The sequence below is a fragment of the Halobellus marinus genome (assembly GCF_032113415.1).
GTDB lineage: Archaea > Halobacteriota > Halobacteria > Halobacteriales > Haloferacaceae > Haloquadratum > Haloquadratum marinus.
This window is the reverse complement of sequence record NZ_CP134946.1, coordinates 3,468,526-3,490,003: the sequence shown is the minus strand read 5'-3', so window position 1 is coordinate 3,490,003 and position 21,478 is coordinate 3,468,526. Positions and strand designations below refer to the sequence as shown.

The following is a 21,478-nucleotide window of genomic DNA, read 5'->3' as shown; positions in this document are numbered from 1 at the left end:
TCAAGATGATATATTTGCCGCGTAGGAGAGGAATACCGGCTCTATGTCGATCGGTTTGTATCGTATACTAGTTTGGTATCAATTTAGTTACCGAATATTCAGTCGTCTAAAAGATCGTAGATAAATTATTTACCAGTATAGTTAAATATCGGGTTATCGGTAAATGTGCTCCTGCCTGGACCGGAATTTTATATAAAATTGCAAAATATAATTTATCAATATATTATAGAAATTTTATAATAAGGTGCGCTGGAATCGGATACACCGGTGAGGCTCGGCCGACAGGACCGAGTATCAGTGACCCACGACTGAAATCGTGGGCTTGTCGGTGGACTCCCTTTCTGCCGTCGTGGTGACGGAGGGATCCGTGATTTACTGCGCTTTCGTGACGAACCACCAGTCGTAATAGTCGAGGGCGTCGTCGTCAGCCGCCTCGGCCCGGCGCGCTTTGGCGCCCTCCTCTGTGCCCGGAGGAGGCAAGAGGACGCGGTCACCGAACGTTTCGTTTTCCGGCCAGTCGGCCGGTGCTGCGACCCCGTCGGCGTCGCTCTTCTGAAGCGCACGTAGCGAGCGGAGGATTTCGTCGATGTTGCGCCCGATCTCCATCGGATACGTCAACACGAGGCGGGTCGTGCCCTCGGGATCGACGATGAAGACGCTACGGACTGTCGAGGTGCCGGCTTCCGGGTGAATCATCCCGAGCCGCTCACCGACCGAGCCCTGATCGTCGGCGATAATCGGAAACTGGATGTCGACGTCGAGATTCTCGGCGATCCACTCGGTCCACTTGATGTGTGAGTGGACGCGATCGACCGACAGCCCGAGGAGTTCGGCGTCGAGTGCCTCGAACTCGTCACGGCGCTGCTCGAAGGCGACGAACTCCGAGGTACACACCGGAGTGAAATCGCCGGGGTGACTGAACAGCACGAGCCACTGCCCCGCGTAGTCGTCGGGGATCGTCAGTTCACCGTGGCTCGTCTGCACGGTAAGTTGTGGAAACGGTTCGCCGATACCAGGCGGCCTCGCGGCATCGCCCGCCTCTGTTGTGGAGCCTGTCATTGCGTTTTGTCCAACGGTATTGGAGCAAATAAACAATACTGCGATGTCTACATTCTGAATGACAAAGAAAGATTTTTATTTTGCGAATATTTTTCCAGCGATTGCCATTTCGCAGAGGTATGCCAATGACCGGAGGTTCACTCGCTGGTCTCGATCGGCATCCCGATCATATTCCCCCACTCGGTCCACGAACCGTCGTAGTTGCGAACCGACTCGTAGCCGAGGAGTTCCGAGAGGGCAAACCACGTGAGCGACGACCGTTCGCCGATCCGGCAGTAGACGATGATATCCTCGCTCGGCTCGATACCGCGCGAGCGGTACACTTCCCGAAGTTTGGCGGGCGGTTTGAATCGCATATCCGGTCGGATGTTATCGGCCCAGAACACGTTTTCCGCCCCAGGAATGTGGCCGCCACGCATCGCCATCTCGTTCATCCCCGGCGGGGCCGTGATGTCGCCCCGGTACTCTTCGGGGAGCCGAACATCGATGAACGTGGTGTCGGTCTCGATCGCGTCCAGTACCTCTTCCCGGGAGGCCCTGACTGATGGGTTCGCCGGCGGCGACAACGATCTGCCGTACGACACCGTCGGTGGGGTGACTGGCTCTCTCGACAGCGGATAATCGTGGTCGACCCAGTAGCCGCGGCCGCCGTCCATAATCCTGACGTCGGGGTGCCCGTAGTAGGTGAGCTGCCAGTACATATGGGCGGCGAACCAGTTGGAGTCGTCGCCGTAGACGACCACAGTCGTCTCGTCGGTGATACCGCAGGATCCGAGGAGCTGTTCGAGTTCGGTCGGACCGACGATGTCGTGGTAATCGTCCGATCGAAGATCCGTCTCCCAGTCGATTTTCACGGCCCCGGGCGCGTGCCCGTAGTCGTAAAACGACGTGTTGACGTCGACCTCCAGGAGCCGGTACCCGGGATCGGCGGACTCGAACCGATCGAGCCGGTCTGCGACCCAGTCGGGGGAGACCAACACGGACGATGGATAGGGAGACGTGCTCATACTGTTCCTCTCAGGGGGCCACTCTCGGGTTCCGGGCTGGGCGTTCTCGTGATCATAGGTCTTGATCGACAAAGGCTTTTGCGAGTTCGGCAGTCGCACGACGGAGCCGGTAGGAGACCGTCGATCGCGGGAGCTCGAGGTCGGCTGCGAGTTCGTCCAGTGTGATTTCACGGGGCGTCTCGAAGTAGCCGCGGTTCACCGCCGCGGTCAGGACCTCCCGTTGCTCGGCGCGGATCCCGCTCGGCGACAACAGCCGACTTTCCCACTGGTCGAGTTCGGTCAGATAGTCGAACGAGAACTGGAGGCCGTCGGCGAGTCGCCCACTCACCGTATCGTACACCATTCCCACGTTCTCGTCGTCCTGAACGAGGATATGCCACTGGGCCGTTTCGCCGGAGCGGGTCTGCCTGAACAGGAGGCCATCGGTAAAGTATTTGACTGCGATCAGCGGGATAGCATCACAGTACGACACGTCGGAGACGTAGGTGTACGTCATCCGCTGGCGGTTCTTCTCCGTGATTTGACTCGTGTGGCGGGTCGCTTCGCAGGATCGACCACTGACCGAGTAGCGATCGAGCGACTCGTCGAGTAGCAGTTCATCGAGGGCCGTCAGATCCTCCGGATCGCCGGTGACCAGTTCCAGCACCCACATCTTCGAGGGATCCAGACACGCGTAGAGTGCTTCGGAGCGGAGCGACTCCCGATCGATGAACTGGTCGGTATACTCGTCAGCACCGGTGTCGTACGTGATTGTGAAGCTAAAATCGTACATATTCGAGCCTGCGAGGCGAGGCGATGCTGCCATCACTTCCAGCGACTGTCGGACGGTCGGATGTTGTACTACGCCAACTTGCAGTGTATGTTCCTTCGGTCCGTAGCTGCCCCTGTATGCGTTTGCGTGACGTATTCGATCGGCGAATCGCCCCGGCGCTCCGGTGTCGCCTCTGCGTCCCGGCGGTTCTCGCGCTGCTCGTCGCGACCGCAGGGATCGCGTACGGAGTGACGAACGACGACATCGTGACGGCGTTGGGTGCGACGCTCTTCGTCCCCAGTGCCGTTATCCTATTCGGTATCGGCCTCAGACGGAGCGGGGTGCTGTCCGGTCGCAACGGACACCGGCCGAGTTGATCGGGCCGGGCCTCAGAGCAACGGGCAACGGCGCCCGGGCTGCCGGAACGATCGGGAGTACCGACCCGGCGGTCCCGCTTCGGGCGAACACGCGCGGGACAACACGGGTGGCAGTCCTCACTGAACATCGGTAACCCGACCGAGGACCAGCCTGTCCACGTTGTACAGCAAGACTCCGACCAGTGCGAGGACCGTCAGTAGGTAGCCGATCAACTGCGGTGGGCCGGAGACGAACTCTCCGAATAGCGCTCCCGCAAACCCGACAGCGACTAGTTCGACCCAAGTGATGAGGATCCGTGACGCCAACCGGACGCGGGTATCGGAGCCGACACCTGAAACAGGACCCGACACGGTCAGTACGCCTCCTCCGGTCCGATCGGACCGCTGAACGCCGAGTAGAGCACGATGAAGTACACCGTGACCAGCGGCAACAACAGCGCCGCACCGAGCGACATCAGATTCAGCGGCAGCGTCGAGACGATCGCATCGCGAACCGTCACTCCGGTCGCAGGATCGATTGCGGGGTACATCACGACAGCGACGACTGTGACCAGTCCGTAGGTGAGCCCGGCGGCCGCGCCGAGCGCGAGCAGATTTGCGTCCCGGCGGAGGGCGAGGACATAGCCGACAGCGAGGCCGATCGATGCGACCACCAGCCCGACGACGGGAAGCGTCAGCAGCATCTCCAGCCCGTTCGGCAGTCGGATGGCAAGCACGGCGAGCGTCGCCACCACCGCGAGGAGGTAGCCACCGGCCGCAAAGACGCCGTACCGGACGATCCTGTCGGGAAGCCGCTGTTCGGTCTTGAGTCGGAGGAACGCGGCACCGGAGACGACGGTCAGAAGCGTGACGGCCGTCCCGACCACAACTCCGACAAGCGTGAACGAGCGGGCGCTCCCGGCGAGCCAGTTGCCGGCGAAGGCGCCGAGCAGAAACGGGGCGAGGACGCTCCCGGCGACGAACAGCCGCCCCCACCAGCGCTGCCACGCCGGATCGTGGCGCTGTTCGTACATCTCGGGAGCGAGGCCGCGCATAATGAGCGCCCCCAGAATCCCGAACATCAGGAGGTAATGACGGCTGAACAGGTCGGCGTACACCGAGGGAAAGGAGGCGAACAGCGCGCCGCCGAAGACCACGAGCCACACCTCGTTGCCGTCCCAGAACGGGCCGATGGCCGAAAGTACCGTCTCGCGTTCCGACTCGTCGTCGAGTGTCGCGAATATCGCGCCGGCCCCGAAGTCGAAGCCGTCGAGGAACAGGAACGTCCCGAGCATCGCAAACAAAAGCGCGAACCACAGTTCCGGCAACGGGAGACCGAACAGCGGGCCGTCACCGAGCGCAGCGAGACTAGTCATCGTCACTCACCCCCACAGACGGCGTCTCCGGCGTCGGCCGCTGTTTTTGCCGCGACAGTTCGCTCGGTGGCCCGCTCCGGATGATCCGGGCGACGACGTAGGTGTACAGCGCGAGGAGGCCGAGATACACGGTCGCGAAGCCGGCGAGCGTGATCGTCGCCTCGGTCGCGGTCAGCCCCGACGACACGCCGTCGCTCGTCCGCATCACCCCCTGGATGATCCACGGTTGCCGGCCGACCTCCGTGACGATCCACCCGAGTTCGGTGGCGGCGATTCCCAAAAGCGACGACGCCATCAACGCCTTGTGCAGGAGGTCGTCCTCGAACAGTTCTCCGGAGTACCACCGGTAGCCACCCCAGAACGCGAGCAGGATGAACCAGAAGCCGAGGCCGACCATCGCCCGGAAGGCCCAGAACACGATCGCGACCGGTGGTGCCTCGGTCTCGAAGGAGTTCAACCCGCGTATCTCCGCGGTGGGATCACCGCCGCTTGCGAGCCACGACGCGCCGCCGGGAATCCCGATCCCGAACAGTTCCTTGGCCCGCGGATTCGTGATGTCTTCGAGGTTCGTCGGCACCGCGATGATGTACTCGGGGACGTACGAGTCGGTCTCCCAGACCGCCTCCATCGCGGCGAACTTCTGCGGTTGGGTCTCAGCGACGTGCCGGCCGTACATATCGCCGTGGAGCACCTGCAGCGGCGCTGTGATGAGAAGCGCGACGAGAGCGATTTTGAGCGTCGTCTCCCAGAAATCGATGTCCTCGATCTGGTACCCCCAGACGTGATGCCGAAAGACGTAGTACGCCGCGACACCGGCCATAAACAGCGCGACCGACTCGACCGCCGCGTTCTGCATATGGACGAACATATACCCGAAGCGCGGGTTGAAGTACGCCGCCAGCGGATCGACGAGATGGACGACCATCTGCCCGTTTTCGGTGACGAGTTCGTAGCCGCGGGGAGTCTGCATCCACGAGTTGGCGATGAGGATCCAGACGGCCGACAGCCACGTTCCCAGCCCGACGGCGACCGCGGAGATCATATAGAGCGTGTCGCCGACCTTCTCGCGGCCGAAGACGAAGACGCCCAGGAACGTCGCCTCCAGCATAAACGCCATCATCCCCTCGACGGCGAGCGGCCCGCCGAACAGTTCGCCCGCCGTCGTCGAGAACGCCGCGAAGTTGGTGCCGAACTCGAACTCGAGGACGATGCCGGTCACCGTCCCGACGACGAACGAGACCGCGAAAATTCTGGTCCAGAAACGACGCAACTGTTCGTATATCGGCTCGCCAGTTCGAATATCTTTCCACGTGAAATAGACGAGGAAGGGTGCCAAGCCCATACTCATCACCGGAAAGATGATGTGAACAATCGTGGTGAGGGCGAACTGGAGCCGGCTTGCGATGACTGGGTCGATCATTGTTGGGTCGGTGACGGCACTCGTGCTGACAGTCGCAGGTACGGAGCAAACGGAGTTAACCGCCACTTTGTCGTGAGACAAGCCCCCGGCTGTGTATCGATTTTAGCTCAAAGCTACCTACTGTTATCCTCAACCCGGACCGGCGGCAGGAGTCACCTCGACGGGAGGGGCTCGTCCGTCCGCTGACAGTGCTCGCCCGGAAGAGCAGGGGTGACTTGTCGCACGACAAATTCACAATTATTGATTCATATCCCGAACTCCGGGGTGATGTCGGAAACTGAACCGGACGCCGATGTGACAGTCAACGCGGTCGGATCGTCCTGTCCCGGGCCGCTGATGGATCTTATCGGGAAAGTGAAATCGGTCGACCCCGGGACAGTGATCCGACTGCAAAGCTCGAACGAACGGACGCAAGACGACCTCGCCGAGTGGGCCGACGAATCGGGGAACGAACTCCTACAGGTCGTCGATCAGGGCGACCACTGGGATCTCTACGTCAAAGTACAATGAGCGAACGCATTCTCATCGTCGGCGGAGGCACAGCGGGATCCGTGCTGGCGAACAACCTGAGCGACCGCCTCGCCGGCGAGATCGACGCCGGCGAGGTCGAGGTCACGCTCGTCAACGATACCGAAGACCACGTCTACAAGCCAACGTGGCTGTACGTCCCGTTCGGCGAGAAGACGCCGGCGGACGCGCGCCGTCCGCTGTCCGACCTGATCGACCGACGTGTCGACCTCGAGATCGACCGGGTGACGGCCGTCGACACCGACGCGAAACGCGTGTCATTCGAGCGCAAAGACGAGGAACTGGCGTACGACCATCTCGTCCTCGCGATGGGGACAAGCGTCTCCCCGGAGGAGACTCCCGGACTCGCCGAGGGCGGACACCACTTCTACAATCCGGAGGGAGCAACCGCGCTGCGCGAGGAACTGGCGTCGTTCACCGAGGGCCACCTCGTCCTCTCGGTCATCGGCGTGCCGCATATGTGCCCGGTCGCGCCGCTGGAGTTCGTCCTGATCGCCGACGACTGGTTCCGTGAACGCGGTCTCCGCGACGACGTGGAGATCACGTACACGTATCCAATCGGGCGCGCACACGGCATCGAGTCGGTCGCCGAGTGGTCCGGGCCCCTGATGGAGGACCGCGACATCAACGTCGAGACGTTCTTCAATCCCGAGGAGGTCGATCCGGACGAGGGCGTCCTGCACACGGTCGAGGGACGCAGCCTCGAGTACGACACGCTCGTGGCGATTCCTCCCCACGAGGGCAGCGATCTCGTTCGGGAGGCGGGACTCGGCGAGGACGGCTGGGTCGACGTCGATCCCCACACCCTCGAAGCCACGAACGCCGAGGACGTCTACGCACTCGGTGACGTCGCCGACCTCCCGACCAGCAAGGCGGGCAGCGCTGCCCACTACGCCGCCGGAGCGCTCGCGAAACGGCTGGCCAGCGTCGCGCGTGGCGAGCAGCCGACGACCCGCTACGACGGCAAGACCGTCTGCTTCATCGAGAGCGGGCGGGACGAGGGCACGTACATCTCCTTTGATTACGACGAGGAGCCGGTGCCGAAGGAGCCCTCGCGGCTGCTCCACTGGTCGAAACTCGGCTACAACCAGTCGTACTGGCTCACCGCCAGGGGGGTCTTATGAGTACACCCGCAGAGAGCGACAGCGAGACGACGGTTCCACCCGAGGTCGAGCGAGCCATCGCGGAGAACCCCGAGGCCGTCGCGTCGCTGCTCGAACGGTCTGGACAGCTCGGGCAACTCCTCGATGCCCTCGCGCTGGTCGAAGACGGGCTCGACGACGAGATGGTCGAACGACTCACGGGCGACGCGACCACGCTCGGGATGGCCGCCTCGGAGCTTGCAGAGCCCGAAACCGCGAGACTGACGGCGTCTGTCGGACAGCACGGCGACGAGCTGGCGACGACCGTCGAACGCCTGGCCGCGCTCGAACGGACCGGGACGCTGGACCGGCTGTTCGAGCTCGCGGACGCGCTCGCGCTCGTGACCGACGCTGCAGACGACGAGATGATCGAGACGCTCACCGAGACCGGTACGGCACTCGGGGAGGTCGCGGACACCGCCGCCGACGACGAGGTGCGGACAACCCTGACACACCTGCTTGCCGGCATCGGACAGGCAGACACGGACGCAGCCGAGCCGGTCGGGGCGGTCGGGCTCCTGCGTGCACTTCGCGATCCGGAAGTGAAAGCGGGGATGGGCTATCTCGTCGCCCTCGCACGCGGCGTCGGGAACGAGACTATCGAGGGCAGTGGCGGATGAGCCATCCAGAGAGCGATTCTGCGTCGCACCGTTCGAACAGTACGAGACAGCGGATCCACGAGACAGATGACAACAACCACTTCTTCGAGCGCTGAACCGGACGTTCTGGTCCTCGGGGCGGGTGCCGGGGGGACGATGACAGCGAACATCCTCCGGCGCCGTCTCGACGCAAACATCACGGTCGTCGACAAATCGCGGACACACCACTACCAGCCGTCGTACTATCTGGTCCCGTTCGACTACCTCGACGTGGCCGACCAGACGCGCGACGCCCGGGACCTGCTCCACGACGAGATTTCCTTCGTCGAAGACACCGTGACAGGCGTCGATCCCGAAACGCGGACCGTCACGGGCGAGGCCGGCGACTACGAGTACGACATCCTCGTCGTCGCTGCCGGCAACAACCGACGGCCGGACGCCGTCCCCGGGATGGAGGAGGGATGGAACCGAACCGACAGCGTTTATCCCTTCTACCACGCCTCGGCGGCCGAGGCGCTCGGCGACGCAGTCGACACCTTCGACGGCGGTACCTTCCTCGTTACCGTCCCGGACACGCCGATCAAGTGCGGTGGCGCCCCGCTGAAACTCTCGATGCTGATGGAGGAGTATCTCCGGAAGCGCGGAATCAGAGACGACGCGGAGATCGTGATGACCAAACCGGGCTCGGAGGTGTTCGGCACGGGACCGAAAGCACCGTACCAGGAGCGGGTCCAGGAGATATGGGCCGACAGAGACATCACTTTCGTTCCGGAGTTCACCGTCTCGGAGGTCGACTACGAGAACCAGGTGGTCCACTCCGCGGAAGGCGAGCAACTGTCGTACGATCTCTACGCCCCGGTCCCGCCGCAGTACGGTCACGAGTTCCTCGTCGAAGGGTCGCCGTTGACCGACGGCGGCGAGTACGTCTCCGTCGACAATCACACCTTACAGCACGAGACGTACCCGGAGATCTTTGCCGTCGGCGACTGTGCTGACGTCCCGACGTCGCGGACGGCGTCTGCGGCCCGCAAACAGTCGCACGTCGTCGCAGAGAACGTCGAGGCGTTTCTCGAAGATCGGCGGCTGAACGACGGCTACGACGGCTACACGGCCTGTCCGATCCTCACCGAGAAGGGGAAGGCGATGATCGCCGAGTTCGACTACGAGGAGTCGATCTCGGCGCCCGTCGTGAGCCGGCTGAACTGGATCCTCGACGTGAACGTGATCCCCTCGCTGTACTGGAACGTCTGGATGCGCGGTTACGACCCGGTGCCCTGACGATGAGCGATACGTCCGACACGATCGGCGATGCGGTATCGACAGGCGAAACAGCCGAGATGGAGCGACTGGTCGCCCGCGTCGAGGCCAACGCCGACGACCTGGCGGAACTGCTGGACTTGCTAGCCGCGATCCAGGGGTTGCGCGAGGATCTCACACCGGAGCTTCGCTCTGCGGCCGCGGAGAACCGCGAACCGCTGGCCGATCTCAGGGCGTCTCTCGAACAGGAGGAGACGCTGGTGTTGCTCCAGCGCGTCGGGGAGAACGCCGACGCGCTCGCCGACCTCCTCGATTTGCTCTCGGTCGCGAGAGATCTCTCGGCGGACCTCGCTCCGGAACTGCGATCGGTCGCCGTCGAGCAGCGCGGCGAGATCGAGGCCCTTCGGCTCGCCTTCGAACGGGAGGAGACCCTCACCCTGTTGCGCCGCCTCGGCCACAACACCGATACGTTCCTCGACCTGCTGGCTGTACTCGAGGTTACGAGCGAAACCATCGGTGACCTGGCGCCGGAGAGCGACGAGGAGCTCGCGGCTCTCCGGGGCGATATCGAGCAGTTGGCGGGCGCGTTCGATCGGAGCGAGACCGTCGATACGCTGACGCGAGTCGGCGAGAATATGGAGACGCTCCACGGGCTGGCGGCCCTGCTCGAGGGGTTCGGTGACGCCGCCGATCGGAGTGTGGCCGACTACTACGAACTCGGCCAAAAACTCGGGGAGGCGGCGGACGCCGCGGAACGGGTATCTGATCCGAAGGTGCTCGGAGCCGTCGAAGCGGGCGCGAGCGCGGTTGCCGACGAGGATGCGGCCGATCGGAAGGTCGGGATGCTTGGGCTTCTGTCCGCGCTCAGGGACGACGACGTCCAGCGGACACTCGGGACCGTCGTCGAGGCCGCAGAACGGGTGGGTAAGCAGCGGCGTCAATCGATTGAACGGTGACGTGTTAGGGCGCCGCTGGCAGCGCGGCGGCGAGCCCCTCGGCCCACGAAAGGAGATCCTCGTCGGCGCCGAACCGCGCGACACACTGCACGCCGAGCGGGAGCCCCTCGTCAGTTTTCCCCGCCGGCAGCGAGACGGCCGGGAGTCCCGCGTGCGTCCACGGGAGATTCATCACCGGGTCGCCCGTGTCGTCGATGCCCGACGGCGCCGGTCCCGGAGCCGCGGGGGCGAGCCAGACGTCGACAGCGCGGTCGTCCATCCGATTCTCCAGCGCGTCGCGGAGCTCGTGTCGGCTGCGTCGGGCGCGGGCGACCGCTCGAACGGTCGTCTTCCGTCCGCGTTCGACGAGGTCACGGGTCGACGATGCATATCGATCGGCGTACTCGGAGAACCACGTCTCGTGGGCGAGCGCCATCTCGCCGGCGACGAGGTCAGTGTGACGCTCGTTGAGGGCCGCGATGTCGTCCAGTATGCTCACCCGCTCGACGTCGTAGCCGGCCGCCGAAAGCCGGTCGACCTGCGCCGCAAACGCCTGCCGCCCTGGTTCGTCGGCCTGTTCGAGATACGGGCCTTCGGGAACGCCGAGCGTCGGCCGCTCGGGAGGCGTCGGGAGCGCGCGCCAGTCGTCGTAGAGCACGCCGGCCGCAACCTTCGCCCCCGCGACGTCCTGCGTGAAGTAGCCGACCGTGTCGACCGACGGCGCGGCCGGGATGACGCCATCCGTGGGTACCCGTCCGTAGCTCGGCTTGACGCCGACGACGCCGCAGTACGCCGCCGGCCGGATGACGGAACCGATGGTCTGGGTCCCGAGCGCGAGCGGACAGAGCCCGGCAGCGACCGCGGCGGCCGACCCGCTGCTGGAGCCACCCGGTGTGTGACCAGTGTCGTGGGGGTTCCGCGTCGCCCCGGGGTCGAAGTACGCGAACTCCGCGGTCACTGTCTTTCCGAGCACGATCGCCCCGGCGTCGACGAGCCGCGACACGGCTGTCGCTTGCGGGCCCGAGAGCACGTCCGGGGGCAGGTCGGAGCCCGCGCGGGTCTCGAAGCCGTCGACGTGAAAGATGTCTTTTACCCCCACCGGGATGCCGTACAGCGGCGGCCGAGTCGCCGGCCGAGAGTTCGCTTTCGTGAGTTCGTTCGCACGCTCGCGGGCACGCGCCCACCGGTCGGTCCCCCCGCTCTCCGAACGGAACGCGTGGATCTCGGCGTCGACCGTTGCAGCGCGTCCCTGTAGCGTCTCGACGTACGCGGCCGGATCCGTGTGCCCGCGGCGCAGGTCGGCGGCGACCGCCGCGAGCGGCGCGTCCCGAAGCACGAGCGGTGGATGTGCCGCCACTGCCTTGACTGCTTCCGTCCGCCGGGGGTACAGCGGGAAGCCTTCCGCACTACAACCGATTGGCCGCCTTCGCCTGCTCGGTCCGTCGGGTCGCCTGCTCGACGCGATTGCGTGCCGCGTTCGTGAGCGGATCGGGAAGGTCCTCGCTCGCCGCCTCGATCCGTTCGACGACGGTTTCGAGACCGTTCGCGACGGCGTCGAGCCTCCGGTCCGCGCGCTGACCGTTACCGTTGCGGGCGTTTTCGGCCGCGCGCTCGGCTGCCGTGACGATGGCTTCGAGGGCTCGAACCAGCCCGCGGAGGGAGTTCTCGCGGCCGTCGAGCGCGGTCCCACCGCCGTCACCGCCGGTGTCGTCGGTGTCGTCGTCGAGCAGTTCGGCCGTCTCGTCGCGGGTCTCGGCGGCGATCGACGCGAGGAACGACGAGAGCGACGCCTTCCCCGTATCGGGGCGGTCGATCCGAACCGACGGAGGGGTCGCCGCGTCGTCGTCATCAGCGTCGGGGTCGGGATCGGGGTTCACGCGGAACGCGCCGATCTCGCCCTCGGTGTCGCGCACCTCGGTCGTGTACGCGCCGCCGCGGTGGACGTAGACGGCATCGGGGCCGTCCATCGGGGCGTCGTACAGCCGCCCGGCGAAGTCGTCCTCCACTGCGAGATCCGAGAGGTCCGCGTCGGTCCCCTCGGCGTCGACTTCGAGTTTTTGGGCGTTCTCCCGCGCGACGAGCGGAATCTCGGTATCGACGCCCGCAGTCGTGATACGCTGGGCGGGGTCCGATCCGTCGCTCGTCGACTGCTCGCTGCCGGATGTCGCGGTCGCGTCCGTCGTTGCTGTCGCCGTGTCGGTCTCGCTTGCTGTCGCCGTGTCGTCGCTCCCGCTTGCCGTCGCCGTGTCGTCGCTCCCGCTTGCTGTCGCCGTGTCGTCGCTTCCCCCGCCGACGGTCAGCCGTTGGCTGTGGGGTGCCTGTCCGGCGGCGTTGACGGTGAGTCGGTGTTCTCCCTCGGGCACGTCGCGGGCGACGGCGACGCCGCCGAACGTCGGCACCATCGCGGGTTCGCTTTCGAGGAGTGCGATGGCCTCGACGGTTCCCGCCTGGGTCGTCAGTCCCTCCCCCTCGGGGGCGTCGTCGGTCGGGATCGCCTCCGTGATTCGCGTCACGACGGTGTTGGTGGCTGCTGCGTCACCGATGGCGTCGTACCGGTTCGAAAGCTCTCGCCGGTGGTTCGGGTCGGTGATGTCCGCGGCGGGGTTCTCGACGCGGGGCTGGTCCCACGGCGCCCCCGTCGTCGTGATGTGCCCTGCGACGGCGTCTTCGGCGAACTGCGGGACTGCGAACTCGAAGCTGAGCTGCGGCCCCGTGTAATCCGTGATGTCCTGGACCTCACTCGCCGGGAGGAGTTCGTAGTCGTAGCTGGTCGCCTCTTCGTCGGCGACAGCGTCCTCGGCGGCCGGTTCCTCCCGCTCGGCGTGCCGGAGGACTATCCCGGTCGAGCGCTCGGGGAGGTCCGTCGGCGGCGACGTAAGCGCCTCGAAGGAACGTATCGTCAGCTCCTCGTCGACCAGCGACTCGCTGTCGACGTTCGGCAGCCGGTCGTGTTCGTACACCGGCGCGCCCTCGTACTCCGGAACGACGAACGGGAGTCGACCGCCCTCGTCGCGCGGGAGCCCGTACGCCAGCGGCAGCTCCGAAAGCGCTTCCAGGCTCTCGATGGCGGAGTTCGTGATGTCGGCGGCGAGATCCCCGCCCGCCAGCCGCTGGAACCGGTTGGGTTCGTCGTTGACCGACAGCGCACTGGAGTGAGAGCCGAGCTCCGAGAGGATCCGCGGGACCATCTCGGGCTCGGGGTCGAGGAACTCGTTGTTGGGTATCTTCCGCGAGTGCGAGCTGGCGACGTAGAGCTGCGGACGGTCGGTCTCGGTGTCGACGTAGACGTGCAGCACCTCCCAGTCGTGCCAGTGGAAGTTCGCGGTGAACTGATCGAACGCCGAGTACATCCAGAACTGCACGACGACGAGCGGAGACTCGTCGTACTCGACGGCCCTGTAGAACACCGCCGGGTCCGGCGGCTCGCCCATCTCGGCGTACCGCTCGTGGTAGCCGTCGAGAGCGTCGAACCCGTCGACGATCGACTCGCCGTCGACCTCGCTTGCGTACGGGCGCGGGTCCGTCGGCAGCCACGGCTCGGCCTGATCGAAGTACAGCGTGGGTGCAAATCGGGTCGCCAACTCCTTGGCCGTCTCGTCGGCGACTTCGGTCGTCTCGCTGTCTTCCCCCCGTTCAGTGGCCGAACAGCCGGCGAGGGCGCCTACTCCGGCGCCCGCGATGGCGGACAGAAGCGTCCGTCGGTCGATGTCGGAGCCTGAGCCCGCAACAGCGTCGGAGCCAGGGGTGGCGCCGGAACCGGGGACAGCGTCGGAGTCTGAACCGGCGCTGCCCCCAGTCGGATCTGTCACGTATCGAGCCTCATTTGAAGGCCTCCCGGAGGAACACGAGCGCCGCGCCGAACATCGCCAGGTTGCCGAAAAAGGCCAGCCGTTCGCCGCTCGCCGACCCCTCTTCGGCGTTCCAGAAGTCGTGCATCGTCGGCGTCACCGCCGCCAGGAACGTGACGACGGCGCCGGTCGCGATCCGCGGGAACCGCCACAGGGCGACGCCGAGGCCGCCGACGAGCATCATCCCCGAAGCGAACGGCGCCGCGAGATCCGGCATCGGGACGCCGGCCGATTCGGCGTACTCGATGGTGTCTTCCATATCGCGGAAATCTTCCGATGCCTGCAGCGCGAGGCCCAGGCCGAACAGCAGCCGGCCGAGCCGGGACGGGGCCCGGCGGCCGCCAGCGTCGGTGCTCTCGGTGTCTTCAGCCATACCCCTGTTCACGGACGAGCGCGCATAAGCGTTCTGTCGGGGCCGGGCCGACTCCATTCGGACGTGGCGGTCGGTACCGGGGTGATCTCACTCACGGACGTGGCGGTCGGAGCGTCTCCCGGCGGCCTATCCGTCCGCGGACAACGCCGCTTTGGCCGCGTCGACGACCTCCTCGTCGTCGCTCTTCGTACGGGCGGTTTCGAGCGCGTCGCGTCGGTCCTCGATCGCATCGTCGTCGAGCGTCGCGGCGGTGAACGAGGAAAGCAGGTCAATATAGCCCGTCGTCGCCATCGGCTGCAGGCTGACGTTCTCCCAGTCGCCGCCGGGCTCGTCGGCCGGTTCGACCGCTCCGCGGAGCGCGTCCGCGACGAGTTCGACGAACGGCTCCGGCGGAATGTCGACGCTGTCGGGCGCGTCGGCGACGACGGACGCGAGCGCGAGTAAAGACATCGGGTCGATGGTGTCGTCCTCGTACCGTTCGACGAGGTCGTCGACGACCGGATCGAGCGCTTCGGGCTTCTCCTGGGCGACCCAAAGCAAGATCGAACCGCGGGCGAGGTCGTTCAGAAACGACTGCGACGCGTCGCCGAGGGTAGTGGAGTACCACTCCGCCTCCGGTCGCTCGGAGAGGCCCTCGGCGACGGGCGACAGTGCCGGTTCGACGAGGCTCGGCCGTTCGTCCGCGAGCGATTTGAGCGCGCCCAGTGCGTCGCCGACGACGTCGGGATCGTCGGCATCGAGCAGTTCGATCAGCGACTCGACGTCGGCATCGTCGAGCGCGGTCGGGTCCTCCCGGGCGCGCTCGGCGAGCGTCTCGGCCTGTTCCGCAGGTTTCGGTCCGGAAATCGTCCGGCGAACGCGATCGAACACCGAGTCGTCGTCGGTCATAGCCGCGTCTTTCCTCCCCCGTCAACATCAAATCTCGGGACGAAACACTCCCGCAGTGAGCCGATCCCGAACGAGGCAACCACGAGCATACCGGGCAGGCTGGCCCGACCGAGACCCGACAGCGTATTCCGCGTCGCTCCCACAGCCCTGCGTATGGGCATCGAGGTTGGCGACCGGGTCACTATCGAATACGTCGGGCGGTTCGAGGACGGCACGGTTTTCGGGACCTCGAAGTACGCCGTGGCCGCCGAGCACGATCTCACGGCGGCTGAGGGCCGCGAGGAGAGCGAGTACGAACCGCTCTCGTTTATCGTCGGCGACGAGGACGTGATCGAGGGACTCGACGCGGCCGTTCGTGGGATGGGAGTCGACGAGACGGCGACGGTGACCATCCCGCCCGAATCGGCCTACGGGGAGATTCGCGAGGACCGCATCCGCGAGTACGACCGCGAGACGTTCGAGGGGATGGTCGGCGAACCGCCGAGCGTCGGGCTTCACGTCCACGCGCAGAACGGCCTTCACGGCGACGTCGTCGCCGTCCGGGAGGACACCGTCGAGGTCGACTTCAACCACGAACTCGCGGGGCGGACGCTGGTCTTCGAGATCGAGATCGAGATCGTCGACCGACAGCCCGGCGACAGGTGACGGGAAGGTGACAACGGACCACCGGAACAGGCGGTAACGGGCGACATCGGTGCCGTCCCACGGCGATCCTTCAAATAGGAAGCCGCGGCCACGGCCACCGTGCCGCCACCCGAGGACTCGATTCCGATCGCACAGCTCGCGCGGGCCGCCTACTGCCCGCGGCAACTCCACTACGCCCGGCGGGAGGACGATCACGAACCGCCGCCGGGCGTCGTCGCCGCGAGAGAACTCGCGTTCGAGTACGAACGGCTCCGCACGGCGCGGGACGAGACGCTCCGGGACCGCCCGATCGACGTCGATCCGGAAACCTACCGGTCGAACCTCGGGCGGGTGGCCGAGCGCGACGATTACGACCGCCTCGTCGATCCCGGGATTCGGGAACGGTTCCTCGTCGGCCGCGACTGCCACGGCGTCGCACACAAGGTCCTCGAACCGGTCGACGCGGCGGTGTCGGAAGCGTCACCGAACGGGAGCCAGAAATCAGCCAGCGGCGACGGGGCGCCACCCCCGGCGCCGACGCCGACGGTTATCTCGCCCGGTGACCCGCCGCCGCGCGGTGTCTGGGAGCCGCAGCGCGTGCGGGCCGTTGCCGTCGCGAAGGCGCTCGCGTGGGAGCGAGAGCGCCCCGTCCCGCGAGCACTCGTCGAGTATCCGACGCACGGGGTCATTCGCACCGTCCGGCTGACGACGCGGAACAAGAGCGCCTACCGCCGGACGCTGTGGACTGTCCGGTCGCTGTCAGGCGTTCCGTCACGGATCGGCGACGAGTCGAAGTGCGCCGCCTGCGAGTATCGGGAGCAGTGCGGAACGAAGACGCGCTCGCTCAAGACGATGCTCGGACTGGGGTAGACCCGACGCTCCGCGGCGTCACCCGTCGTCGACGGTCGGATCGGCGCCGGTCTCCTCGGTCAGCCAGGCGACGATCGCGTCGGCCATCGCGCCGCGGCGGTGGATCATGTTCCGCTCGGGGTCGACGACTGTGCTCTCCGTGCCGGGAGTTCGACCGCCGTCGACAACCACGCCGACGGCGTCACGGAGCCCCGGATCGAGCGCGGAGACGTCGGTAACGCTCGGCGCGCCGCTTCGGTTCGCGCTCGTCGCCGTCACGGGCGTCGGGGCGACCCGATCGAACAGCGCCTGCGCGACCGCGTGGTCGGGAATGCGGACGCCGACCCGGTCGCTGCCGGCGGTGAGGACGTCAGGCAACGACGGCCCGCGCTCGACGACGACCGTCACGGGGCCGGGGAGAAACGCCCGCATAAACCGAAGCGCGCGATCGGTCGGACGGGTGTGCCGCTGCGCGACAGCGATGCTCGGGACGCCCGCCGAAAGCGGGTTGCCGCGGTCCCGGCCTTTGATCTCGAAGACCCGCTCGACTGCCGCAGGGTCGGTGGCGTCCGCGCCGAGGCCATAGACCGTCTCGGTCGGGTAGACGACGGGCTCACCGTCGTCGATTGCGCGCGCCGCCGCCGCAAGCGCATCCTCCGTAGTCGCGTCGAACTCTGCCATCTATCGGATAGTCCGAGGCTGACGGTCAAGAGGGCATCGCCTCGGTGTCGCAAGCGACGACCACGCGGCGGCGGGAAGGAGTCAGCCGGGGCCGTCGTAACCGTGATCAGACGAGGTCGTCGATCGCCGCCGCGAGGTCGTCGTATTCGGGGAACGCGGGCCACTCGGGGGCGACCCACGCGTACTGGACCGTTCGGTCAGTATCGAGCAGGAACGTCGCAGGGCGATGTTCGGTCACGCCGGTCATCCCGTCGAGGTCGTTCACGACGCCGTATTCGGCGGCCACCTCGGCCGCAGGGTCCGAAAAGAGCCGAGCGTCCTCCGCACGCGCTTCGAGTAGGTCCTTGTGCTCGTACGGCGAGGAGACGGAGACGCCGACGACTTGGACGTCCGCGGCGAACCCGCGGTCGTCGATCTCGTTCCAGATGTACGTCGTCGGGAACGCGCCGTCCATCGGGTGGAAGACGAGCAGTGTCGGTCCGTCCTCGGTGACCGTCGAAAGCGCGGTGTCCTCCCAGTACTCTCCGTTCACGAGCGGCCGGGTGAAGTCCGGCGCGACGTCGCCGACGTCGGGGTGATCGGACTCGGGCAGGGAGACGACCTCGAAGTCGACCATTATGCGGCCCCCTCCGCGCCGTAGGTGTTCTCCAGGTATTCGACGATGTTCGCCGACTCGGACATCGTCACGCCCGTGTTCTCGTCGACGATGGCGGGGACTGTTCGCTTCCCGGAGATTCGCTTCACCACGTTCCGCTCGGAGTGCATCGGCTCGACGAAGCGGGACTGATACGACAGGTCGAGTTCGTTCAGCACGCGAACCACGCGCTCACAAAACGGGCACGCCTGGAGCCGATACAACGTGATCGAAGGTTCGGAACCGCTCATAACCGTCTCTATGTACGACGTACCCCTAAGCGCTTCGTCCACGTCGTTCCCTTATGCTTCGTCCACGTCTTCCGGTCTCCGGGCTCCGAAACGACTGCCGGCAGGGAGCCGAGGCGTCGTCACCGACGCGGGCAGTCGTACCGATTGCCGGCGTGAGAGTAACTCTTAATTCCGGGGCCGGACAACGTGCCGTCGCTCTATGGGTTTGTCTCCGCTACTCACAGCTTTCGAGACGCAGGGGCGCCGGGGAATCGACGCCGGGAGCGCCGCCGGGGTGGTGGACCCCGCGGCGGCCGGCGCGGCCGGGGTGCTCCAGTCCGTCCCGATCACCAACACGACGGTCACGATCGGGGGCGCGGTCGCGATCCTCGTGCTCATCGCCCTCTCGGCGTTCTTCTCTTCCTCGGAGATCGCGATGTTCTCGCTGGCGAAACACCGCGTCGACTCCCTTGTCGAGGACAACGTCCCCAGAGCGGAGACCGTCAGCGAACTCAAGTCGAACCCCCATCGGCTCCTGGTCACGATCCTGGTGGGAAACAACATCGTCAACATCGCGATGTCGTCGATCGCGACCGCGATCGTGGGGATCTACTTCGATCCCGGGACCGCGGTTTTGGCCTCGACGTTCGGGATCACGACGCTCGTGTTGCTCTTCGGCGAGAGCGCGCCGAAGTCCTACGCCGTCGAGAACACCGAGTCGTGGGCGCTCCGCATCTCCCGCCCGCTGAAGTACTCAGAGTACGCGCTCTTGCCGCTGGTCGTCGTCTTCGATTACCTGACCCGCGTGATCAACAAGGTGACCGGCGGCCGGTCGGCGATCGAGACCTCCTATATCACCCGCGATGAGATCCAGGATCTCATCCAGACGGGCGAACGCGAGGGCGTCATCGAGGAAGAGGAACGGGAGATGCTCGACCGCATCTTCCGCTTCAACCAGACCATCGCCAAGGAGGTGATGACACCGCGGCTCGACATGACGGCCGTCTCGAAGGACGCCACCATCGACGAGGCGATCGAGACCTGTACCCAGTCGGACCACGAACGAGTCCCGGTCTACGACGGCAACCTCGACAACATCATCGGGGTCGTCACGATCCGCGATCTCGTCCGGGAGAAGTACTACGGTGAGGGTACGGCAGATCTTATCGACCTCGTCCAGCCGACCCTGCACGTCCCAGAGTCGAAGAACGTCGACGAACTGCTGACCGAGATCCAGGACAACCGCCTGCGGATGGTCATCGTCATCGACGAGTTCGGAACCACCGAAGGCCTGGTCACGCTCGAAGATATGGTCGAGGAGATCGTCGGCGACATCCTCGAAGACGACGAGGAGGAGGCCTTCGAGCCCGTCGACGACCGCGAGACGCTCGTCCGAGGCGAGGTGAACATCGACGAGGTCAACGAGGAACTGGGCTTAGAACTCCCGGAGGGCGAGGAGTTCGAGACGCTCGCGGGGTTCATCTTCAATCGCGCCGGCAGACTCGTCGAGGAGGGCGAAGAGATCACCTACGACGGGATCACGATCCGCGTCGAACAGGTCGACAACACGCGGATTATGAAAGCGCGGATCACGATCCCCGAGATGCTGGATTCCGAGCAGGGAGACGGCGTCGAGGGAGCGGTCTCGGAGTCCGCCGAGTCGACGGCGGACGAGTAGCCGATCGCTGTCTCGATCGTCGCGGGAATCCGAACCCCTACACCGACAGCACGGCGTCGACTGCGGTGAACCCGGCGTAAGCGACGCCGAACGCCAACGCGAGCGAGCCGACCCACGCGAGGACGGTCTTCAGCATCTTCTCGCGGCTGACCCCGGCACCCCCGGCGGCGTAGCCGCTCCCGATGATCGCGCTCACGATGATCTCGTTGAAGGAGACCGGGATGCCGAACGCGACCGCCGCCTGCGCGATGGCGAAAGAGGGGATCATCGCCGCGATCGAGCGCCGCGGTCCCAGCGAGGAGTAGTCCTGTGAGATCGCCTTGATCATCCGCGGGGCGCCGGTCCACGAACCGACAAGCAGGCCGATACCCCCACCGACGAGCAGCGCCGGCAGGGGGACCGCGACCGCATCGAGCAGGGGGACGAGCGGGCCGATCGCGAGGCCGACCTGACTCCCGCCCGCCGAGAAGGCGACGAGCCCGCCCAGCGCGAGGAGAAACCGACGCTGCCCGCGCGCTGCGTCGATCTGAATCTCCCGCCGGACGAGCACAAAGGAGGCGACGACGAACAGTCCGGTGACGGCGGCGACGCCGAGATCGATCCCGACGACCGGGAGCACGATCGCCAGTGTCGACGCGGCGCCGACCTCCGCCAGCGAGCGCCCGCCCTCGCCGCCGAGCGCGGCGAACCGGATGTTCGCGACGAGCAGACCGATCAGTCCCCCGAGTGCGGGCACGGCGACACGTTCGGGGACAGACTCGTTCCGGAGAAAGCGCGCCGTCCCGTAGGCGATCCCGCCGCCGACGAACGGCGTGAGCACCCACAGCGCGAGGATCTGCTGGTACTTGGCGATCGCTGGTCCGCCGCCGTTCGCGAGGCCGACGCCGACGACCGCCCCGGTCACGGTGAAGGCCGTCGCGATCGGGTAGCCCGCGAAGACGCCGATCGCGACGAGCGCGGCGGCCACGAGCAGCGCGACCGTCGACGCGGTCGCCGTGAGTACAGAGCCGACGACGAGTTCCGTCCCGACGGCCTCGGTCACGTTCGCCCCCTGGAGGACGGCGCCCGAAAGCCCGAGCACCCCGACGATAAAGCCGGCGCGCATCACCGAGATGGCGTTCGCGCCGACCGCGGGGGCGAAGGGCGTCGACCCCGAAGAGCCCGCTCCGATCGACCACGCCATAAACAGGCTCGCGAGCGCGGCGACGACGAGCGTGACGAGGGTGCCTGTAGCGACCATCGC

General features: G+C 65.9%; 22 protein-coding genes. 9 read left to right on the top strand and 13 right to left on the bottom strand.

The genetic code is table 11. The annotated features are described in order from the left end of the window. Window positions 1-372 precede the first annotated feature (372 nt). The 3 genes from RJT37_RS17315 to RJT37_RS17305 all read right to left on the bottom strand — a co-directional run bounded on the left by RJT37_RS17315 (window position 373) and on the right by RJT37_RS17305 (window position 2,871). Window positions 373-1,059 (bottom strand): peroxiredoxin, encoded by a 687-nt coding sequence (locus tag RJT37_RS17315; protein ID WP_313686415.1) that lies wholly within the window; start codon window positions 1,057-1,059, stop codon window positions 373-375. Between the two features lie 137 nt (window positions 1,060-1,196). Further along, window positions 1,197-2,066 carry a sulfurtransferase gene (locus RJT37_RS17310; RefSeq protein ID WP_313686413.1) on the bottom strand — a complete coding sequence of 290 codons (870 nt, stop codon included), beginning with the start codon at window positions 2,064-2,066 and terminating at the stop codon, window positions 1,197-1,199. A gap of 52 nt (window positions 2,067-2,118) precedes the next feature. Beyond that, window positions 2,119-2,871, bottom strand: coding sequence for a helix-turn-helix domain-containing protein (locus RJT37_RS17305; RefSeq protein ID WP_313686412.1), 753 nt, complete (start codon window positions 2,869-2,871; stop codon window positions 2,119-2,121). A gap of 83 nt (window positions 2,872-2,954) precedes the next feature. Here RJT37_RS17305 and RJT37_RS17300 point away from each other — a divergent pair, with 83 nt between their 5' ends. Then, on the top strand, window positions 2,955-3,194 hold the full coding sequence (locus tag RJT37_RS17300; RefSeq protein WP_313686410.1) for a hypothetical protein: 240 nt from the start codon (window positions 2,955-2,957) through the stop codon (window positions 3,192-3,194). Between the two features lie 353 nt (window positions 3,195-3,547). Here the strand turns inward: RJT37_RS17300 and RJT37_RS17295 are convergent, their stop codons facing one another. Both RJT37_RS17295 and RJT37_RS17290 read right to left on the bottom strand, forming a co-directional pair. Then, entirely contained in the window at window positions 3,548-4,549 is a 1,002-nt protein-coding gene (locus RJT37_RS17295) for a cytochrome d ubiquinol oxidase subunit II (RefSeq protein ID WP_313686408.1), read from the bottom strand. Then, window positions 4,542-5,969 (bottom strand): cytochrome ubiquinol oxidase subunit I, encoded by a 1,428-nt coding sequence (locus RJT37_RS17290; protein WP_313686406.1) that lies wholly within the window; start codon window positions 5,967-5,969, stop codon window positions 4,542-4,544. The genes RJT37_RS17295 and RJT37_RS17290 overlap by 8 nt, the downstream gene beginning before the upstream one ends. Window positions 5,970-6,236: 267 nt before the next feature. On the opposite strand from RJT37_RS17290, the gene RJT37_RS17285 reads away from it, so the two are divergent. From RJT37_RS17285 to RJT37_RS17265, 5 genes are all read left to right on the top strand, one after another. Then, window positions 6,237-6,479 carry a sulfurtransferase TusA family protein gene (locus RJT37_RS17285; protein WP_313686404.1) on the top strand — a complete coding sequence of 81 codons (243 nt, stop codon included), beginning with the start codon at window positions 6,237-6,239 and terminating at the stop codon, window positions 6,477-6,479. Next, the gene (locus tag RJT37_RS17280) at window positions 6,476-7,621 is read left to right on the top strand and encodes an NAD(P)/FAD-dependent oxidoreductase (RefSeq protein WP_313686402.1); all 1,146 of its coding nucleotides are present in this window, start codon (window positions 6,476-6,478) and stop codon (window positions 7,619-7,621) included. The genes RJT37_RS17285 and RJT37_RS17280 overlap by 4 nt, the downstream gene beginning before the upstream one ends. After that, window positions 7,618-8,259: a helical membrane plugin domain-containing protein gene (locus RJT37_RS17275; protein ID WP_313686400.1), complete on the top strand. Its 642-nt coding sequence runs from the start codon at window positions 7,618-7,620 to the stop codon at window positions 8,257-8,259. The genes RJT37_RS17280 and RJT37_RS17275 overlap by 4 nt, the downstream gene beginning before the upstream one ends. Window positions 8,260-8,325: 66 nt before the next feature. Next, window positions 8,326-9,516, top strand: a complete 1,191-nt coding sequence (locus RJT37_RS17270) for an NAD(P)/FAD-dependent oxidoreductase (RefSeq protein ID WP_313686399.1) — start codon at window positions 8,326-8,328, stop codon at window positions 9,514-9,516. Window positions 9,517-9,518: 2 nt separating this feature from the next. After that, window positions 9,519-10,451 (top strand): DUF1641 domain-containing protein, encoded by a 933-nt coding sequence (locus RJT37_RS17265; RefSeq protein ID WP_313686397.1) that lies wholly within the window; start codon window positions 9,519-9,521, stop codon window positions 10,449-10,451. A 4-nt stretch (window positions 10,452-10,455) separates the two neighbouring features. Here the strand turns inward: RJT37_RS17265 and RJT37_RS17260 are convergent, their stop codons facing one another. The 4 genes from RJT37_RS17260 to RJT37_RS17245 all read right to left on the bottom strand — a co-directional run bounded on the left by RJT37_RS17260 (window position 10,456) and on the right by RJT37_RS17245 (window position 15,539). Beyond that, on the bottom strand, window positions 10,456-11,787 hold the full coding sequence (locus RJT37_RS17260) for an amidase (protein ID WP_313686395.1): 1,332 nt from the start codon (window positions 11,785-11,787) through the stop codon (window positions 10,456-10,458). A gap of 49 nt (window positions 11,788-11,836) precedes the next feature. After that, window positions 11,837-14,239, bottom strand: a complete 2,403-nt coding sequence (locus RJT37_RS17255; RefSeq protein ID WP_390209145.1) for a hypothetical protein — start codon at window positions 14,237-14,239, stop codon at window positions 11,837-11,839. Window positions 14,240-14,249: 10 nt separating this feature from the next. Beyond that, window positions 14,250-14,651, bottom strand: a complete 402-nt coding sequence (locus RJT37_RS17250) for a DoxX family protein (RefSeq protein WP_313686393.1) — start codon at window positions 14,649-14,651, stop codon at window positions 14,250-14,252. A 126-nt stretch (window positions 14,652-14,777) separates the two neighbouring features. Continuing rightward, the gene (locus tag RJT37_RS17245) at window positions 14,778-15,539 is read right to left on the bottom strand and encodes a hypothetical protein (protein ID WP_313686391.1); all 762 of its coding nucleotides are present in this window, start codon (window positions 15,537-15,539) and stop codon (window positions 14,778-14,780) included. A gap of 153 nt (window positions 15,540-15,692) precedes the next feature. Between RJT37_RS17245 and RJT37_RS17240 the strand changes: the two genes are divergently transcribed. Both RJT37_RS17240 and RJT37_RS17235 read left to right on the top strand, forming a co-directional pair. Continuing rightward, entirely contained in the window at window positions 15,693-16,184 is a 492-nt protein-coding gene (locus RJT37_RS17240; protein WP_313686390.1) for an FKBP-type peptidyl-prolyl cis-trans isomerase, read from the top strand. 99 nt (window positions 16,185-16,283) lie between these two features. After that, window positions 16,284-17,033, top strand: coding sequence for a CRISPR-associated protein Cas4 (locus RJT37_RS17235; RefSeq protein WP_313686388.1), 750 nt, complete (start codon window positions 16,284-16,286; stop codon window positions 17,031-17,033). An 18-nt stretch (window positions 17,034-17,051) separates the two neighbouring features. Here RJT37_RS17235 and RJT37_RS17230 read toward each other — a convergent pair whose 3' ends face one another. The 3 genes from RJT37_RS17230 to RJT37_RS17220 form a co-directional block, all read right to left on the bottom strand. Further along, window positions 17,052-17,693 (bottom strand): L-threonylcarbamoyladenylate synthase, encoded by a 642-nt coding sequence (locus RJT37_RS17230; RefSeq protein ID WP_313686386.1) that lies wholly within the window; start codon window positions 17,691-17,693, stop codon window positions 17,052-17,054. A gap of 106 nt (window positions 17,694-17,799) precedes the next feature. Further along, entirely contained in the window at window positions 17,800-18,309 is a 510-nt protein-coding gene (locus RJT37_RS17225; protein WP_313686384.1) for a redoxin domain-containing protein, read from the bottom strand. Next, on the bottom strand, window positions 18,309-18,578 hold the full coding sequence (locus tag RJT37_RS17220; RefSeq protein ID WP_313686382.1) for a glutathione S-transferase N-terminal domain-containing protein: 270 nt from the start codon (window positions 18,576-18,578) through the stop codon (window positions 18,309-18,311). The genes RJT37_RS17225 and RJT37_RS17220 overlap by 1 nt, the downstream gene beginning before the upstream one ends. A 199-nt stretch (window positions 18,579-18,777) precedes the next feature. Between RJT37_RS17220 and RJT37_RS17215 the strand changes: the two genes are divergently transcribed. Next, window positions 18,778-20,235 (top strand): hemolysin family protein, encoded by a 1,458-nt coding sequence (locus tag RJT37_RS17215; protein WP_390209146.1) that lies wholly within the window; start codon window positions 18,778-18,780, stop codon window positions 20,233-20,235. 37 nt (window positions 20,236-20,272) lie between these two features. On the opposite strand, the gene RJT37_RS17210 is transcribed toward RJT37_RS17215, so the two are convergent. Then, window positions 20,273-21,475: an inorganic phosphate transporter gene (locus RJT37_RS17210; RefSeq protein WP_313686380.1), complete on the bottom strand. Its 1,203-nt coding sequence runs from the start codon at window positions 21,473-21,475 to the stop codon at window positions 20,273-20,275. Window positions 21,476-21,478 lie beyond the last annotated feature (3 nt).

What these genes read in the sequence shown, in the direction of transcription:
- RJT37_RS17290 (WP_313686406.1), bottom strand. Translation starts at nt 5,969, where the DNA reads ATGATCGACCCAGTCATCGCAAGCCGGCTCCAGTTCGCCCTCACCACG.
- RJT37_RS17215 (WP_390209146.1), top strand. Translation starts at nt 18,778, where the DNA reads ATGGGTTTGTCTCCGCTACTCACAGCTTTCGAGACGCAGGGGCGCCGG.
- RJT37_RS17315 (WP_313686415.1), bottom strand. Translation starts at nt 1,059, where the DNA reads ATGACAGGCTCCACAACAGAGGCGGGCGATGCCGCGAGGCCGCCTGGT.
- RJT37_RS17265 (WP_313686397.1), top strand. Translation starts at nt 9,519, where the DNA reads ATGAGCGATACGTCCGACACGATCGGCGATGCGGTATCGACAGGCGAA.
- RJT37_RS17305 (WP_313686412.1), bottom strand. Translation starts at nt 2,871, where the DNA reads ATGGCAGCATCGCCTCGCCTCGCAGGCTCGAATATGTACGATTTTAGC.
- RJT37_RS17250 (WP_313686393.1), bottom strand. Translation starts at nt 14,651, where the DNA reads ATGGCTGAAGACACCGAGAGCACCGACGCTGGCGGCCGCCGGGCCCCG.
- RJT37_RS17240 (WP_313686390.1), top strand. Translation starts at nt 15,693, where the DNA reads ATGGGCATCGAGGTTGGCGACCGGGTCACTATCGAATACGTCGGGCGG.
- RJT37_RS17310 (WP_313686413.1), bottom strand. Translation starts at nt 2,066, where the DNA reads ATGAGCACGTCTCCCTATCCATCGTCCGTGTTGGTCTCCCCCGACTGG.
- RJT37_RS17275 (WP_313686400.1), top strand. Translation starts at nt 7,618, where the DNA reads ATGAGTACACCCGCAGAGAGCGACAGCGAGACGACGGTTCCACCCGAG.
- RJT37_RS17295 (WP_313686408.1), bottom strand. Translation starts at nt 4,549, where the DNA reads ATGACTAGTCTCGCTGCGCTCGGTGACGGCCCGCTGTTCGGTCTCCCG.
- RJT37_RS17300 (WP_313686410.1), top strand. Translation starts at nt 2,955, where the DNA reads ATGCGTTTGCGTGACGTATTCGATCGGCGAATCGCCCCGGCGCTCCGG.
- RJT37_RS17225 (WP_313686384.1), bottom strand. Translation starts at nt 18,309, where the DNA reads ATGGTCGACTTCGAGGTCGTCTCCCTGCCCGAGTCCGATCACCCCGAC.
- RJT37_RS17210 (WP_313686380.1), bottom strand. Translation starts at nt 21,475, where the DNA reads ATGGTCGCTACAGGCACCCTCGTCACGCTCGTCGTCGCCGCGCTCGCG.
- RJT37_RS17230 (WP_313686386.1), bottom strand. Translation starts at nt 17,693, where the DNA reads ATGGCAGAGTTCGACGCGACTACGGAGGATGCGCTTGCGGCGGCGGCG.
- RJT37_RS17285 (WP_313686404.1), top strand. Translation starts at nt 6,237, where the DNA reads ATGTCGGAAACTGAACCGGACGCCGATGTGACAGTCAACGCGGTCGGA.
- RJT37_RS17280 (WP_313686402.1), top strand. Translation starts at nt 6,476, where the DNA reads ATGAGCGAACGCATTCTCATCGTCGGCGGAGGCACAGCGGGATCCGTG.
- RJT37_RS17220 (WP_313686382.1), bottom strand. Translation starts at nt 18,578, where the DNA reads ATGAGCGGTTCCGAACCTTCGATCACGTTGTATCGGCTCCAGGCGTGC.
- RJT37_RS17245 (WP_313686391.1), bottom strand. Translation starts at nt 15,539, where the DNA reads ATGACCGACGACGACTCGGTGTTCGATCGCGTTCGCCGGACGATTTCC.
- RJT37_RS17270 (WP_313686399.1), top strand. Translation starts at nt 8,326, where the DNA reads ATGACAACAACCACTTCTTCGAGCGCTGAACCGGACGTTCTGGTCCTC.